We start from the raw sequence: 15,418 nt of genomic DNA, 5'->3' as shown, positions 1-15,418 counted from the left end.
TATAAGTTAGGAGTGGCAAGAGGAGTGTCCAGTCCTCCTCTCTTTTCCGCCCTCTCCCTCATCACCCCCACTGCCGGGCACGGCGACTCCCTGCTGCCGCATGCCCGGCAGTGGGGGTGATGAGGGAGAGGGCTGGGGTGTGGTCTGCGTCCCCTGCCCGCGGACCACACCCTCCCGGCGCCCCGAGGGCCCCTCAGTCCAGTACCGGCAGCAGCTCCGGCAGATGTCCGTCCGATGCGCGGGCCGCCTGCATCCGTTCCTCCGGGACCGGGCCGTACAGCGTGTTCCGGGCGCGCGCCGGGCGGCCCGTCAGGTCCGCGATCGCGACGAGGTCCTGGACCGAGCGGTACGAGCCGTAACTGGAGCCCGCCATCCGGGAGATGGTCTCCTCCATCAGGGTGCCGCCCAGGTCGTTCGCCCCGGAGCGCAGCATCTCCGCCGCGCCCTCCGCGCCCAGTTTCACCCAGCTGGTCTGGATGTTGGGGATGTACGGGTGGAGCAGCAGCCGGGCCATCGCGGTGACCGCGCGGTTGTCGCGGGTCGTCGGGCCCGGGCGGGCGATGCCTGCCAGGTACACCGGGGCGTTGGTGTGGATGAAGGGCAGCGTCACGAACTCCGTGAACCCTTCGACCCCCTTGGCCAGCGCGGTCCGCTGGATGTCCGCCAGGGTGCGGAAGTGGCCGAGCCAGTGCCGGGGCTGGTCGACATGGCCGTACATCATCGTGGACGAGGAGCGGATGCCCAGTTCGTGGGCGGTCGTGATGACCTCGATCCAGGTCGCCGTCGGCAGCTTGCCCTTGGTGAGCACCCAGCGGACCTCGTCGTCCAGGATCTCCGCCGCCGTGCCGGGGATCGAGCCGAGGCCGGCCTCCTTCGCCGCGGTGAGCCACTCGCGGATGGACAGGCCGGTGCGGGTCGCGCCGTTCACCACCTCCATCGGGGAGAAGGCGTGCACATGCATCCCCGGGACGCGCTCGCGGACGGCTCGCGCGATGTCGAAGTACGCCGTGCCGGGCAGGTCCGGGTGGATGCCGCCCTGCATGCAGACCTCGACCGCGCCGACGTCCCACGCCTGGGCGGCCCGGTCGGCGACCTGGTCGAGCGAGAGCGTGTACGCGTCGGCGTCCGTGCGCCGTTGGGCGAAGGCGCAGAAGCGGCAGCCGGTGTAGCAGACGTTGGTGAAGTTGATGTTCCTGGTGACGATGTACGTGACGTCGTCGCCGACCACGTCACGCCGCAGGTCGTCCGCGATCCGGGTGAGCGCGTCCAGCGCGGGGCCGTCCGCGTGCAGCAGGGCGAGCGCCTCGTCGTCGGTGAGCCGCGTCGGGTCGGCGGCCGCCTGGTCCAGGGCCTGCTTGACGTCGGTGTCGATTCGGGACGGGACCATGCCGGGGGCCGCCTGCTCGCGCAGGGCGTCCCAGTCCCCGTACACCTCGTCGAAGTCGTCCCGGCGGTCCGAGGTGCGGCCCTCGGTGTCGATGGTGGTGTGCAGGTCGGTGCGGCCGGTGGCGGTGAAGCCCTCGTCGGGCTCCTGCCAGGGCAGCCCGGCCGGTGTGACGCCCTCGCGGGCCAGACCGGTCCCGGGGTCGGCGAGCGCCCGGACGTGCGGCACCAGGCGGGGGTCGAGCCAGGGCTCGCCGCGCTGGATGAACTCCGGGTAGATGGTGAGCCGTTCACGCAGCTGGAAGCCGGCCGCCCCGGTGCGTTCCGCCAGTTCGTCGATGTGCGGCCAGGGGCGCTCGGGGTTGACGTGGTCGGGGGTCAGCGGGGACACCCCGCCCCAGTCGTCGATCCCGGCGCCGATGAGCAGCGCGTACTCCGCGTCGACCAGGTTCGGCGGGGCCTGGATACGGGCGGAGGGGCCGAGGATGTGCCGGGCCACCGCGATGGCGGCGGCCAGCTCCTCCAGCTCGGCGTCGGGCATCGCGCGCATCGCCGTGTCGGGCTTGGCCCGGAAGTTCTGGACGATGACTTCCTGGATGCCGTGGTACGAGCGGGCGATCCTGCGCAGCTCGAAGAAGGCGTCGGCGCGCTCCTCGTACGACTCACCGATCCCGATCAGCACCCCGGTGGTGAAGGGCACGTTGGAGCGCCCGGCGTCCTCCAGGACGCGCAGCCGTACGGCGGGCTCCTTGTCGGGCGAGCCGTGGTGCGGGCCGCCCGGCTCGCTCCACAGCCGGGTCGCCGTGGTCTCCAGCATCATGCCCATCGAGGGGGCGACCGGCTTGAGCCGCTGGAGGTCGGTCCAGGTCATGACGCCCGGGTTGAGGTGCGGCAGCAGGCCGGTCTCCTCCAGGACCCGGACGGCCATGGCGCGTACGTAGGCCAGGGTGTCGTCGTACCCTTCGGCCTCCAGCCACTCGCGCGCCTCGGGCCAGCGCTCCTCGGGGCGGTCGCCGAGCGTGAACAGCGCTTCCTTGCAGCCGAGTTCGGCGCCCTGGCGGGCGATCTCCAGCACCTCGTCGGGCGAGAGGTACATGCCGTGGCCGGCGCGCCTGAGCTTGCCGGGCACGGTGACGAACGTGCAGTAGTGGCACTTGTCCCGGCAGAGCCGGGTCAGCGGGATGAACACCTTGCGGGAGTACGTGATGACCCCGGGCCGCCCTGCCGCTTCCAGGCCGGCGTCCCGTACGCGCGCCGCCGACGCGGCGAGGTCGCGCAGGTCGTCGCCGCGCGCCTGGAGGAGTACGGCAGCCTCGGCCGTGTCGAGGGCAACACCGTCCCTGGCCCGCCGGAGCGCGCGACGCATGGCATTTGCGGTGGGGGCTGCGGGCTGCGGATCAGTCATGGACCGAGCATACGAGCGGCATTTCGCGCTGTCTGCGGCGCCTTGCCAGCGGTGACGTGCGGGTTGCCCGCAGTGCGGCCTTCGCAGGCCCCGGCTCTGGTCACCCGGGCGCCGACCACACGTCGGGGCCGCCGCCGTGCCAGTCGATCAGCGATGTCGTCGCGACCTCTGCCTCGTCGACGCCCTCCAGACCGGCCCTCCGCAGCAGCTCGGCCACGTCCGCGTGGTTGTGGGCGACGCCGAGGGTCTCCGTACCTGAGCCCACGCGTCGGCCCCCGGACGCGTCCGGCGGGTAAATGATGACCGGCACTTTCATATGTCCAGCGTGCTCCTGGTCGGCTGTTCCGGCACCCCGGGGCAGCGACCGTACGGGGCGGCGACCGGACCTCTCGCCGGGGTGTCCGCGCTCTCAGGGCGCCGACAGGGCTTGCAGTTCGGCGTCGAAGAGCTGCCCGGAGTCGAACCCCATCCCGGCGAAGTGCCCGGCGAGCTCCAGGGACAGGACGCCGTGCAGCCGGGTCCAGACGGTCAGGGCCCGGTGGAGGGCCACGGGCGGGGCGGGATGGCCGTGCGCCCACTGCCGGTGGTCCGCCAGGTGCGCCGCGAACGGCGCCGCGGGGTCGCCGTCGGGGACCGCCACACAGGCGTCGAGCAGGACGGACATGACCTCGGCTGCGATGGCGGTGATGTCGTCGGGCGCGTGATAGCCGGGGATGGGCGTGCCGTACACGAGGAAGTAACGGTGGGGGTCGTCCAGGGCCCAGCCGCGCAGAGCGTGCGCCAGGGCGACGACGGCACCGGACTCGGGCGGCGCGGCTGCCTCGGTTGCCGCTGATGTCGCGTACCGCTCGGGCGGCGGCGCGATTGCCTCGGGCTCCCCCGGCACCCCGGACGCGGCTGCCCCGGTCGCCTCGGACGCCCCCGACACTCCGGCCGCCCCGGCCTCCCCTGCCGCCGTACGCAAGGTGTCCGCCAGGCTTCGGTACGCCTCGCGGACCAGTTCGGTGATCAGTTCGTCGCGGCCCGCGAAGTACCGGTAGAGCGCGGGCCCGCTCATACCCATCCGCTTGGCGATCGCGTTGAGCGACAGCGCGGACGTACCCGCCGTCGCGATCTGCTCCCACGCGTACTGCTTGATCTCCGCCTTCACCTGGGCGCGGTAGCGCTCGCGCGGGGTCTGGGCTTGCGGCTCCGCCACTGGACTGCCACCTTTCGCACCGTCTCGCACCTTCGCGCCCACAGTGCCCCGTTTAGTTAGAGGCTATCACCAAGGTTACTGGCATCTCCTTGAGGGTGGCATGAGAAGCCGTAACGCGTTCCAGGTGCCGCAATCAACCGCTCCCGCCCCCGGACCCGGATCAGCCGCGGACGCCCCTGAACTTCATCGACACCGCCCCCTCGGGCGTCCGGCGGCAGACCGACACCGTGCCCCAGACCTCGCCCTTCGGCTCCTGGAGGAGCGTGAGCGGCACGGGCTCCGGCGGGAAGTCCAGATCGGCGTCGGAGACGACCTGCGTGCGCAGGACGCCCGAGCAGCCGTCCGCGGAGAAGGCGAGCGTGGCTGTCACCGGCAGGACGTGGGTGTCGATGACCAGCACCGCCCGGCCGCTGTACTTCGGTTCCTGGAGCACACCAACCAGCTTCCGCCCGGCCGCCGGGCACCGCACGTCGAGAGCCCGCCGCCCGCCCCTCAGGCCCCGGCGGCGGCACCCGCACCCGCACGCGCACCGCCCGGTCCGGCGCGGGCTGCGCCACACCCCGCGGCCCGGTCCGGGGCGGCGCTCACGCCAGATACGGCGCGTAGGCGTCGAGCACCGTCAGTACGGATTTCTCGTCGGCGGGCGGCAGTTGGAGCACCACCTCCTCGATGCCCAGCTCCGCGTAGTGCGCCAGTTTCCCGGCGGTCGGCAGCACGGCGTACGGGACGACCTGGAGGCCCGCCGGGTCGCGGCCCGCGTCCTGCCAGACCTGGCGCAGCACCGGCATCGACTCACCGAGGCCCCGGCCCCCGATCGGCATCCAGCCGTCCGCGTACTCCGCGATGTGCGCGAAGAGCTTCGGCCCGGCGGCCCCGCCGATCAGGGTGCGCACGCTGCCACCCCGCGGTTTCGGATGGGCCTCGCTGGCCCGTACGGAGACGAACTCGCCCTCGTACGACGTCGGTTCGGCCGCCCAGAGGGCCCGCATCAGCGCCATCCGGTCCCGGCCGAGATCGCGGCGGCGCGTCCACTCCACCCCGTGGTCGGCGGCCTCCTCCTTGTTCCAGCCGTAACCGAGACCGAGCGTGAAGCGGCTGCCCGAGAGGTGGTCGAGGGTCGCGATCTGCTTGGCCAGGCCGATCGGGTCGTGCTGGGCGATGAGCGTGACGCCCGTGCCCAGGGCCAGGGTGTCCGTCACGGCGGCGGCCTGGCCCAGCGCGACGAACGGGTCGAGCGTCCTGCCGTACTCGGCGGGCAGTTCACCGCCCATCGGCCACGGGGTGGCCCGCTCGACCGGGATGTGCGTGTGCTCGGGCAGATACAGCCCGCCGAACCCGCGCTGCTCCAGTTCCCGTGCGAGCCGCACCGGGGTGACGGTCCTGTCGGTCAGAAAGATCGTGGTACTCAGCCGCATGACATCCGCCCTCATTCGCTGTGCGATCCGGGTGATCCGTGCCGTGGCCGCAGAGGGTATGACGTACGGGGCGAAAATCCGAGCGCCGTGTCACGGTCTCCGTCCCGCCCCCTTCCCTTCTCGCCCGGTTCACGGCTGAATACCAGGGTTCAGCTGCACCTCCTGTGTCCCGCACAGACCGCTGGTGTCCCCCACAGACCCCTGGAGCGTTGGCATGAACCCTGGAGACCACCCGACCCCCGGCGAACTGGGCAGGCGCGGCCTGCTGGTGACGGGAGCGGCGGCCGCGCTTACGTTGGGAAGCGTGAGCTTCGCGAGCGCGGCGGACGGCGGTGGCGGCGCGCCGGCCGGCGGCACCCCGGCCGGAAGCACACCCCCGGACCGGACGAAGACCGTGCGCGGCACACTGCCGCCCGGCTCGCCCGACTATGTCTATCTGCCGGTGGACGTTCCCGAAGGGGTACGCGAGCTGGCGGTCTCGTACACGTACGAGAAGCCTCCCGTGCCCGCCGGCACCCAGGGCAACGCCCTGGACATCGGCATCTTCGACGAGCGCGGCACCGGCCTCGGCGGGTCCGGGTTCCGCGGCTGGTCGGGCGGTGCGCGCAGCGAGTTCTTCATCCGAGGCGACGCGGCGACTCCCGGCTATCTGCCGGGGCCGGTCCGCGCGGGCCGGTGGAACATCGCGCTCGGCCCGTACACCACGGCGCCCGGCGGCCTCCCGTACGCCGTCACCGTCACCCTGCGCTTCGGCCCGACGCCCACGACGCCTAAGCCGGTGTATCCGCCGGTGCGGGCGAAGGGGCGCGGGCGCGCCTGGTACCGGGGCGACTGCCACATCCACTCGGTGCACTCGGACGGCAAGCGCACCCCGGCCGAGATCGCCGCGCTGGCCAGGGCGGCGGGGCTCGACTTCATCAACACCAGTGAGCACAACACCAGTTCGGGCCACCGGGCCTGGGACGGGCTGTGGGGCGACGACCTGCTGATTCTCACCGGCGAGGAGATCACCACCCGCAACGGTCATGTCCTGGGCATCTCCACCGACCACGGCACCTGGGTCGACTGGCGCTACCGGGCCCGGGACAACCGCTTCGGCCACTACGCCCGTGAGATCCGCCGCGCGGGCGGCCTGGTCGTCCCGGCCCACCCGCACGCGACCTGCATCGGCTGCAACTGGAAGTTCGGCTTCGGCGACGCGGACGCGGTGGAGGTGTGGAACGGCCCGTACACCCTGGACGACGAGGTGTCCGTGGCGGACTGGGACAACACCCTGGTCAGCCGTGGCAGGGACTGGACCCCCGCGATGGGCAACAGCGACGCCCACAAGGACCCCGACCGGATCGGCACCCCGCAGACGGTCGTGCTGGCCGACGACCTCAGCAGGGACGCCATCCTGGCGGGCATCCGCGCGGGCCACTCGTACATCACGGAGTCATCGGCGATCGCCCTCACCTTCGGCGCCACGGGCGGCCGCGCCGTCCACGCGGGCATCGGCGACCGCCTCCGGGTGGACTCGGGGACCCCGGTGACGGTCCGGCTCGATGTGACCGGCGCCCCCGGCTGCACGGCGCACTTCGTCACGGACCAGGGCACGCTGTACACCACTCCGCTGCCCACGTCCGGTGCGGGCACGGTGGAGTGGCGGACCACACCCGCGTACGCCGCCTATGTACGCGCGGAGGTCAGGCACGCCCCGGCGGCGGCGGGCCTGCCGGGGGCGCTGGCCGCGCTGACGAACCCGGTGTTCCTGGGGAGGTGACTCCCGGACGAGTCCGGCCCGAAGCGGAACACCCATGTCGGCGGAACACCCCTGTCAGATGTCATGGGCGGGCGGTGACATCCGGGCGAGACCGGCGCCCCGCGCGGGCCGGACACTCAGTGGTGTGAAGATCGCCGGTCCGCGCACCTCAGGGGTGCCGTCACACGTCCCGTCGTGCGTCCAGCCGCAGGTCCGGTCGCAGACCCCGCCGTACGTCCGGTCCGGCGTCCCGTCCTGTGTCCCGGGCGAGGCAGCCCGTATGCCCGGCCCGGCGCGCCGGGAACCTAACATGGCCGTCGTGAGCAAGCGCAGGCCCGACAGGTTCTCCGCACGGCAGTGGCCGGACTGGAGCTTCTGGGCGACCCCGGAGAGCGGCGGCCGCGGCGGACGGAGCCGGGCGATCACCGTCGTCGCCAACAGCCTCTCCCTGCTCCTCCTGATCCCCCGGGCCACCGACATCGCGGACAGCGGCAGGAACACCTTCCTCGTCGGTGCCGCCCTCGCCGCCCTCACCTGTTACGGCCTGGGCTACCCGGTCGTCGTGTGGCGCGGCCCCGTGGCGTCCCGGCGGTGGCGCGTCGCGGGCGTCGCCGGGATGCTCGCGCTGGGGGCCGCCCCGGCGCTGCTGCTGGGCTCTCCCGACTACCTGACCGACATGACGTACGCCATCGTGATCGGGCTGATGCTGCTGCCGTTGCGCTACTCCTGGCTGCTCGGCTTCGCCGTGGCGGTCGTCCAGGTCGTCTGGATGCGGCTGGGCGACGGGCGCGTGCAGTGGGGGGAGGTGGCGCTGCTCGTCGGTATCACCGCCGTCCTCGGCACCGTCTTCGCGCTGACCTTCACCATCGGCCATCTGAGGGCCGCCCGGGAGCAGGTCAGGAGTCTGGCCGTGGCCAGGGAGCGGGAGCGGGTCGCCCGGGACCTGCACGACATCCTCGGGCACAGCCTCTCGACGATGACCGTCAAGCTGGGACTGGCCAGACGCGTCCTGGAGCACTCCGGCGACATCGACCGCGCCGTCGCCGAGATCCGCGAACTCGAAAGCCTGTCGCGCCAGGCCCTCTCCGATGTGCGGGCCACGGTCTCCGACTACCGGACGGTGTCGCTGGCCGCCGAGATCGCCGGCGCGCGCGTGGCACTCCGCGCCGCGGGCGTACAGGCCGAGCTGCCGACCGCGGCCGACGACGTGGCGCCCGAGCTGCAGGCGGTCTTCGGCTACGTGGTGCGGGAGGCGGTGACGAACGTGCTGCGCCACTCGGCCGCCGAGCGCTGCACCGTCCGGCTGGGCCGTGACTGGGTGGAGATCACCGACGACGGCACGGGCCCGTCCGGGACGGTGGCCGGACACGGCCTGACCGGCCTCACCGAGCGGCTGGCCGCGGTCTCGGGCACGCTGACGCACGACGAACGCCCCGGCGGCGGTTTCCGGGTGCTCGCCCGCGGGCCGTCAACGGCGGCCCGGCCCACGATCACGGCGGCACCCTCCGCCGGGGAGGAACCGGCATGATCCGTGTCCTGCTCGCCGACGACCAGGCGCTCGTGCGCGGGGCGCTGGCCTCGATGCTGCGGCTCGAAGCCGATATGGAGGTGGTCGCCGAGGCCGGATCGGGCGCCGACGCGCTCGAAGCCGCGGTGCGCACCGCGCCCGACGTCGCGCTCCTGGACGTGCAGATGCCGGGCCCCGACGGGCTCACGGTCGCCGCCGAACTCCACCGCGTACTGCCGGCCTGCCGCGTGGTCATCTGCACCACCTTCGGCCGGCCCGGCTATCTCGCGCGGGCGATGTCGGCGGGCGCGGCCGGTTTCGTCGTCAAGGACTCCCCGCCCGAACAGCTCGTCGAGGCGATCCGGCGCGTGCACGCCGGGCTGCGCGTGGTCGACCCCGCTCTCGCGGCCGAATCCCTCGCCAGCGGTACCAGCCCGCTCACCGACCGGGAGAGCGACGTGCTCCGCGCCGCGGCCGACGGCGGCACCGTCTCCGACATCTCCAGGTCGCTGCACCTGTCCAAAGGCACCGTGCGCAACCACCTGTCGTCGGCCATGGGAAAGACCCAGGCACGCACCCGCGCCGAAGCGTTCCGGCTCGCGGAGGGCAACGGCTGGCTGTGACGGCCGGCTGCGAGCCTGCGAGGGCCGGCCTTGGCGGCCGGCTGTGACAGCCGGTTGTGCCGACCCCCGTATGCCGTCACGTCAGCCGGGGTACGCGGTGCGGCCGCCCCCGCCCCGCTCCCCTTACCCCGGCCGCTCCGGCACCCCGGCCGCACGGGCACCGCGGCCCCGGTGGTCACCCCGGCCAGACGATCGACTGCATCTCGCTGTACGCGTGCAGCGCGTACGAGCCGACGTCCCGGCCCACCCCGCTCTGCTTGAAGCCGCCGAACGGCGCCTCCATGTTCCGCCCGATCGTGTTCACGCCCACCCCGCCGGCCCGCAGCCGCGCCGCCACCCGGAAGGCGCGCGCCACATCGCCGGACCAGACGTAGTCGAGCAGCCCGTAGTCGCTGTCGTTGGCCAGGGCGACGGCCTCCTCCTCGTCGTCGAAGGGGACCACCACGACCACCGGGCCGAAGATCTCCTCGCGCACGACACGCATGTCGTTGGTGCAGTCGGCCAGCAGCGTGGGCGCCGCGTAGAAACCCTTCTCGAACGCGGGGCGTTCGCCGCCCGCGACGACCGTCGCGCCTTCCTTCCGGCCGAGTTCGACGTACGACTCGATCCGGTCCCGGTGGGCCGCCGAGATGACCGGCCCCACCACCGTGCCCCGCTCGGCCGGGTCGCCGACCTTCAAGTGGCCCGCATAGGCGCTCAGTCGGGAGACCAGCTGGTCGTGGACGCCGCGCTGGACCAGGACCCGGGTGGGCGCCGTGCAGATCTGGCCGCTGTAGAAGGAGAAGGTCGTGCCGATCCCGGACACCGCCGCGTCCAGGTCCGCGTCGTCGAAGACGACCGCAGCGCCCTTGCCGCCCAGCTCCATCAGCTGCCGCTTCATCCCCCGGCCGCAGACCTCCGCGATGCGTCTGCCGACCGCCGTGGAGCCGGTGAAGCTGACCATGTCGACGTCCGGTGAGTCGACGGCCGCCTCGCCCACCTCCGTACCGGTCCCGCTCACCACGTTCACCACGCCACGCGGCACCCCAGCCTCGGCCAGCGCCTCCGCCATCCGGAAGACGGACAGGGGGTCCTGCGGGGCGGGTTTGACGACCACCGTGTTGCCCATGGCGAGCGCGGGGGCGATCTTGCCCGCGGGGTTCGCCCAGGGGTTGTTGTACGAGGTGATGCAGGTGACCACGCCCACGGGCCGGCGGGCCGCGAGCGCCCCGAAGACGCCTGCCCTGCCCATCGGGCCCGCCTCGTTGATCTGCGGCGGCAGGCCCTGCTCGACCGGTTCCAGGGCACCCTTCGCATAGCGCCGGAAGCGGGACACCCCCACCCCGACCTGCATCCCGCGCGCCGTCCCCGTGGTGGCGCCGCTCTCCGCCTGTGCGAGCGCCGCGTACGGCAGGAAGTCGCGCTGCATGAGGCCGGCGGCGCGGGCGAGGATCGCGGAGCGCTCCTCCGGGGCCGTCCGCGACCAGCCCGCGAAGGCCGCGCGGGCGGCGGCGGCCGCCGCGTACACCTGCTCGCGGCTCGCCTCCGGCGCCGGGCCGACGCTCTCCTCGGTGGCCGGGTTGATCACGTCGTAGTGCCCACCGTCCGGCGCGACCCACTCGCCGTCGATGAAGAGTCCCTGGTCCCGGCGGACGGCCGGTTCCTGCTCCTGGCCGGCGCTCAACGGGTCGCCACCGTCCTGGTGTCACGGCCCGACCGCAGCACCGTGCCGGGCACCGCGCCGGTGATCTCGTCGTCCCTGATGGTCTCGACGCCGTTGACCCGTACCGACACGATGCCGATCGCACGTGAGTCGAGCCGGGGGCTGTCGCCCGGCAGATCGTGCACGAGCGTCGCCGGGCCCGCAGCGATCCGCTCCGGGTCGAAGAGCACCAGATCCGCGTGGAAGCCCTCCTCGATGCGGCCGCGTTCGCGCAGCCCGAAGAGCTGGGCGGGGTCGTCCGTCAGCATCTTCACCGCCGCTTCGAGGCCGACCAGCTTGCGGCCGCGCAGACAGTCGCCGATGAAGCGTGTCGTGTACGGGGCCCCGCACATCCGGTCCAGGTGCGCACCCGCGTCGGAGCCGCCCAGCATGACGTCCTCGTGCTCCCAGGTCCTGCGCCGCAGCTCCCAGGAGTCGGGGTCGTTGTCGGTGGGCATCGGCCAGAGCACGGTGCGCAGTTCGTCGTTGGCGCAGATCTCCACCAGGCAGTGGAACGGCTCCTGGCCGCGCTCGGCCGCGATGTCCTTGACCACCCGGCCGCTGAGGCCCTCGTTGGCCTCGGAGTAGGTGTCGCCGATGACGTAACGGCCGAAGTTGGCGAGCCGCCGGAAGACGCCCGCCTCCTTGCTGGTGGCGCGGCGCAGCATCTCGGCCCGTACGTCGGGGTCGCGCAGCTCCGTGATCCGCTCGGGCACCGGGAGCCCCAGGATGTCGCCCCAGCCGGGGATGAGGTTCAGCGCGCAGAACGTGCCGAGCGACATGTTCATCGGGGTGAGGATGGGCATCGTCAGGGCGACGATGCGGGCGCCCTCCTTGCGGGCGCGGTCGCTGGCGCTGAGCTGGCGCGGTACGCGTTCGGGTACGGCGGCGTCGATGGTCAGCACGTTCCAGTTGAGCGGGCGGCCCGCTGCCGCGCTCATCCCGATGAAGAGGTCGACCTCCTCGTCGCTGAACTGGTCGAGGCAGCCCGCCACGATGGCCTCGATCTGGGTGCCCTCGTGCTCGCCGACCGCCTTGGACAGGGCGAGCAGTTCGGCGGGGCGCGCGTGCCGGGACGCGACGGGTTCGCCGTCGCCGTCGGAGTGGGTGGACGACTGGGTGGTCGAGAGCCCCCAGGCACCCGCCTCCATCGCCTCGTGGAAGATCCGCAGCATCTCGGCGAGCTGTTCGCCGGTGGGCTGTCCGCCGATCGCGTCGGCGCCCATGACGTGGCGGCGCAGGGCGCAGTGGCCCACCATGAAACCGGCGTTGACGGCGGTACGGCCGTCCAGCGCGTTCAGGTACTCCTCGAAGGTCGACCAGTTCCAGGGGGCGCCCTCTTCGAGCGCGACCAGCGACATGCCTTCGACCTTGGACATCATGCGGCGGGTGTAGTCGGCGTCGCCCGGGTGGTCCGGGTTGAGCGGGGCGAGGGTGAAGCCGCAGTTGCCGCCGGCGACGGTGGTCACGCCGTGATTCATGGACGGGGTGGCGTACGGGTCCCAGAAGAGCTGTGCGTCGTAGTGGGTGTGCGGGTCGACGAAGCCGGGGGCGAGGACGAGTCCGGTGGCGTCCTCGGTGGTGGCGGCCTGCTCGGTGACGGTGCCGGGCTTCGCTATGACGGCTATGCGGCCGTCCCTGATGCCCAGGTCTGCGACGTACGAGGGGGCACCGGTGCCGTCCACGACTGTCGCTCCGCGGATGAGGTGGTCGAGCATGTGGTCTGGTCCCTTCTCTGCTCTTCTTCGGGCGGTGGGGCGGGTGTTGGGGCGCCGGGTGAGGATGTGTGACCGGCGGAACGGTCACCGGTTCCGTCCTCGATCTCCCCCAGCCAACGCTGGGAGGTGCCCCCCAGGACGGGCTTGAATTGCCGGGCGGTGAGCTTGGCATGCCGGGCGGACGGGCCCGGGGTGCCCCGGGGCGGCCAAAAATGCGCATGGCTCCGGCCGGTGGGTCCGGGTAGGCCGCTCCCCCGTACTCACCGGCCGGAGCCGGACGACAGCCGTCCGGGATGGAGCCGCCGTCCGCCCCGAGGTGGCAGACCCCTACGCTCCGGCCTGCCGGAAGCGGGTCGTCCGGTGCACCGGGTCCGTGTCGATCTGCGGGATGACATGCTCACCGATGAGCTTGATGCTGTTGAGCGTGTCCTCGGACGAGATCCCGATCGGCAGCCCGAACGACAGCTGGTCCGCCCCCGCCTGCTCCCACCGCTTGCACTGCTGGAGCACCTCGCCGGGGTCACCGCAGATCATCAGCTCCTCCGCGATGAGCAGTTCGATGATCTCCTTGCTGTAATCGGGCAGCAGCTCGGGCCACTCCGGAATGCCCTCCGGCCTGGGGAACGTGTCGTGGTAGCGGAACAGCAGCGACTGGAGGTAGTTGAGACCGCCGCTGACAGCGATCTCGACCGCCTTGTCGTGGGTCTCGGCGCAGATCGCGGTCGAGGTCACCATGACGTTGTCGTTGACGAAGGCGCCGATCGGCTCGGCCTCCTTCACCGCGTTCTTGTACGACTCGACGACCCACTCCATGTCCGAGACCTTCTGGACGCTGAACCCCAGCACCCCCAGGCCCTTCTTGCCGGCCATGGCGTACGAGGAGGGGGACCCGGCGGCGTACCACATGCCCGGGTGCGACTTCCCGTACGGCTTGGGCAGGATCTTGCGCGGCGGCAGGGACCAGTGCTTGCCCTGGAAGCCGACGTACTCGTCCTGGAGCCACATCTTGGGAAACTCGCCGATGGTCTCTTCCCAGATCTCCTTGGTGTGGTTCATGTCCGTGATGCCCGGCATGAACCCGAGGATCTCGTGGCTGCCCGCGCCGCGCCCCGAGCCGAACTCGAAGCGGCCCTCGGAGAGGTGGTCCATCATGGCCACCTTCTCGGCGACCTTGACGGGGTGGTTGACGGGGGCCAGCGGGTTGAAGATGCCGGATCCGAGGTGGATGCGGTCCGTCGCGTGCGCGAGGTAACCGAGGAAGACGTCGTTGGCGGAGAGGTGCGAGTACTCCTCCAGGAAGTGGTGCTCGGAGGCCCAGGCGTATTTGAAGTTGGACTTGTCCGCCTGGATGACGTACTCGGTCTCCTCCATCAGCGCCTTGTGCTCGGCCTCGGGATCGGCCTGGGCGCGCTGCTTCGGTACGTATCCCTGTACAAAGAGCCCGAATTCCAAAGGGGTTCACCGTCCCTAGGTCTCTGACCGCTTACCTGACACACCGTCAGATCGCGGTGGAGTCGACTGTCGCATCGTGCGCGGGGAGCGTCAATAGCTGACGGCCTGTCAGATATGCGCTCAGAAAATGCTGACGCCGGCCAGCCAGCCGCCGTCGATGACGAACGGCTGCCCGGTGATGTACGAGGAGTCGTCGCCGGAGAGGAAGAGCGCCAGCCTGGCGACCTCATCGGGCTTGCCCACCCGTCCCAGCGGCACCAGCTTCCGGTACAGCTCGTCCAGGGCCGCCGACGACTCGGCCGGATCCGCGTCCGGGTCGAGCTGGGCGGGGTTGCTCATGGGGGTGTCGATGGCGCCGGGGCACATCGCGTTGACCCGGATGCCCTTGGCCGCCAGCTCCATCGCGGCCACCCGGGTCAGGCCGACGATCGCCGCCTTGGTCGCCGCGTACGAGCCGACGAACGCCATCCCGGTGAGCGCGGTGTACGAGGCGGTGTTGACGATGGTCCCGCCGCCCGCCGCCTCGATCTCCGGTGCCACGGTTCTGATGCCGAGGAAGGCACCGACCTGGTTGACCTGGACGACCTGCTGGAACTCCTCCAGCGGGGTCGACACCAGCTCGTTGAAGCGCAGGATCCCGGCGTTGTTGACCAGACCGTCGAGCTTCCCGAAGGTCTCCTTGGCCACGTCGACGGCGGCACTCCAGTCCGCCTCCCGGGTCACGTCCAGCCGCACATACGCGGCCGACTCCCCCAGCTCCTCGGCGAGCGCCGCCCCCTGCTCGTCCAGCACATCGCCGAGCAGGACCTTCGCCCCCTCGGCCACGAAGAGCCGCGCCTCCTGTTCACCCTGCCCGCGCGCAGCGCCGGTGATGACGAAGACCCGGCCGTCGAGTTTGCCCATACCGCTCTCCCTGCTGATTGAGGTGCGGACTGGATCGTTGAGGCGACCGCTACTGGTTCAGGTGCGGAGCCACATCGGCGGCGAAGGCCGCCATCTGGTCGGTGAGTTCGGTACGGCTCCGGCTGCGGAACCGCACCTGGATCTGGTCGACGCCCATCGCCGCGTACTCCCGCAGCGACTCCGCGATGGCGTCGGGCTTGCCGGTGAGGGTGCGGCGGCCGACGGGGCGGCCCGGCTCCCCCACGTACAGCGGCTCGGTGATGGCACCGATCTCGATCGGTTCCGTCACCCCGGCCGCCTCCCTGAGCGCCCGCAGCCGGGCGATCTGGCCGGGCAGCCGGTCGCGCGGGTCGCCCTGCGGCAGCCAGCCGTCGGCCCGTTCGGCGGCGCGG

The 15,418-nt window shown here is 71.9% G+C and carries 12 protein-coding genes and 1 pseudogene; 3 read left to right on the top strand and 10 right to left on the bottom strand.

Going from position 1 to position 15,418, the window contains the following annotated elements:
• Positions 1-193: 193 nt before the first annotated feature.
• The 5 genes from G3I19_RS14105 to G3I19_RS14085 all read right to left on the bottom strand — a co-directional run bounded on the left by G3I19_RS14105 (position 194) and on the right by G3I19_RS14085 (position 5,401).
• A complete protein-coding gene (locus tag G3I19_RS14105) occupies positions 194-2,788 on the bottom strand; it encodes a bifunctional FO biosynthesis protein CofGH (protein WP_164263824.1) in 2,595 nt (864 codons plus the stop codon).
• 100 nt (positions 2,789-2,888) lie between these two features.
• Positions 2,889-3,104 carry a hypothetical protein gene (locus G3I19_RS14100; protein ID WP_164263822.1) on the bottom strand — a complete coding sequence of 72 codons (216 nt, stop codon included), beginning with the start codon at positions 3,102-3,104 and terminating at the stop codon, positions 2,889-2,891.
• 93 nt (positions 3,105-3,197) lie between these two features.
• On the bottom strand, positions 3,198-3,986 hold the full coding sequence (locus G3I19_RS14095; RefSeq protein ID WP_164263820.1) for a TetR/AcrR family transcriptional regulator: 789 nt from the start codon (positions 3,984-3,986) through the stop codon (positions 3,198-3,200).
• Between the two features lie 160 nt (positions 3,987-4,146).
• Entirely contained in the window at positions 4,147-4,419 is a 273-nt protein-coding gene (locus G3I19_RS14090) for a hypothetical protein (protein ID WP_164263819.1), read from the bottom strand.
• A 151-nt stretch (positions 4,420-4,570) separates the two neighbouring features.
• Positions 4,571-5,401 carry an LLM class F420-dependent oxidoreductase gene (locus tag G3I19_RS14085; protein WP_164263816.1) on the bottom strand — a complete coding sequence of 277 codons (831 nt, stop codon included), beginning with the start codon at positions 5,399-5,401 and terminating at the stop codon, positions 4,571-4,573.
• 214 nt (positions 5,402-5,615) lie between these two features.
• On the opposite strand from G3I19_RS14085, the gene G3I19_RS14080 reads away from it, so the two are divergent.
• From G3I19_RS14080 to G3I19_RS14070, 3 genes are all read left to right on the top strand, one after another.
• Entirely contained in the window at positions 5,616-7,163 is a 1,548-nt protein-coding gene (locus G3I19_RS14080) for a CehA/McbA family metallohydrolase (RefSeq protein ID WP_164263814.1), read from the top strand.
• A 289-nt stretch (positions 7,164-7,452) separates the two neighbouring features.
• Entirely contained in the window at positions 7,453-8,670 is a 1,218-nt protein-coding gene (locus G3I19_RS14075) for a sensor histidine kinase (protein ID WP_164263811.1), read from the top strand.
• Entirely contained in the window at positions 8,667-9,272 is a 606-nt protein-coding gene (locus tag G3I19_RS14070; protein ID WP_164263809.1) for a response regulator transcription factor, read from the top strand. Before G3I19_RS14075 ends, G3I19_RS14070 begins: the two co-directional genes overlap by 4 nt.
• Before the next feature lie 175 nt (positions 9,273-9,447).
• On the opposite strand, the gene G3I19_RS14065 is transcribed toward G3I19_RS14070, so the two are convergent.
• The 5 genes and pseudogenes from G3I19_RS14065 to G3I19_RS14045 form a co-directional block, all read right to left on the bottom strand.
• On the bottom strand, positions 9,448-10,935 hold the full coding sequence (locus G3I19_RS14065) for an aldehyde dehydrogenase family protein (RefSeq protein ID WP_164263806.1): 1,488 nt from the start codon (positions 10,933-10,935) through the stop codon (positions 9,448-9,450).
• Positions 10,932-12,671, bottom strand: coding sequence for a D-aminoacylase (locus G3I19_RS14060; protein WP_164263804.1), 1,740 nt, complete (start codon positions 12,669-12,671; stop codon positions 10,932-10,934). The genes G3I19_RS14065 and G3I19_RS14060 overlap by 4 nt, the downstream gene beginning before the upstream one ends.
• Before the next feature lie 327 nt (positions 12,672-12,998).
• Positions 12,999-14,123, bottom strand: a complete 1,125-nt coding sequence (locus G3I19_RS14055) for an LLM class flavin-dependent oxidoreductase (protein ID WP_164263802.1) — start codon at positions 14,121-14,123, stop codon at positions 12,999-13,001.
• Positions 14,124-14,243: 120 nt separating this feature from the next.
• A complete protein-coding gene (locus G3I19_RS14050) occupies positions 14,244-15,026 on the bottom strand; it encodes a glucose 1-dehydrogenase (RefSeq protein ID WP_164263800.1) in 783 nt (260 codons plus the stop codon).
• Positions 15,027-15,075: 49 nt separating this feature from the next.
• Positions 15,076-15,418 (bottom strand): annotated as a pseudogene (locus G3I19_RS14045) (LLM class F420-dependent oxidoreductase); the annotation flags it as partial.

It is taken from the genome of Streptomyces sp. SID10853 (genome assembly GCF_010548145.1).
In the GTDB taxonomy this organism is placed as follows: domain Bacteria; phylum Actinomycetota; class Actinomycetes; order Streptomycetales; family Streptomycetaceae; genus Streptomyces.
This window is presented reverse-complemented; position numbering and strand designations above follow the sequence as displayed.

What these genes read in the sequence shown, in the direction of transcription:
- G3I19_RS14105 (WP_164263824.1), bottom strand. Translation starts at nt 2,788, where the DNA reads ATGACTGATCCGCAGCCCGCAGCCCCCACCGCAAATGCCATGCGTCGC.
- G3I19_RS14100 (WP_164263822.1), bottom strand. Translation starts at nt 3,104, where the DNA reads ATGAAAGTGCCGGTCATCATTTACCCGCCGGACGCGTCCGGGGGCCGA.
- G3I19_RS14085 (WP_164263816.1), bottom strand. Translation starts at nt 5,401, where the DNA reads ATGCGGCTGAGTACCACGATCTTTCTGACCGACAGGACCGTCACCCCG.
- G3I19_RS14080 (WP_164263814.1), top strand. Translation starts at nt 5,616, where the DNA reads ATGAACCCTGGAGACCACCCGACCCCCGGCGAACTGGGCAGGCGCGGC.
- G3I19_RS14075 (WP_164263811.1), top strand. Translation starts at nt 7,453, where the DNA reads ATGGCCGTCGTGAGCAAGCGCAGGCCCGACAGGTTCTCCGCACGGCAG.
- G3I19_RS14070 (WP_164263809.1), top strand. Translation starts at nt 8,667, where the DNA reads ATGATCCGTGTCCTGCTCGCCGACGACCAGGCGCTCGTGCGCGGGGCG.
- G3I19_RS14060 (WP_164263804.1), bottom strand. Translation starts at nt 12,671, where the DNA reads ATGCTCGACCACCTCATCCGCGGAGCGACAGTCGTGGACGGCACCGGT.
- G3I19_RS14050 (WP_164263800.1), bottom strand. Translation starts at nt 15,026, where the DNA reads ATGGGCAAACTCGACGGCCGGGTCTTCGTCATCACCGGCGCTGCGCGC.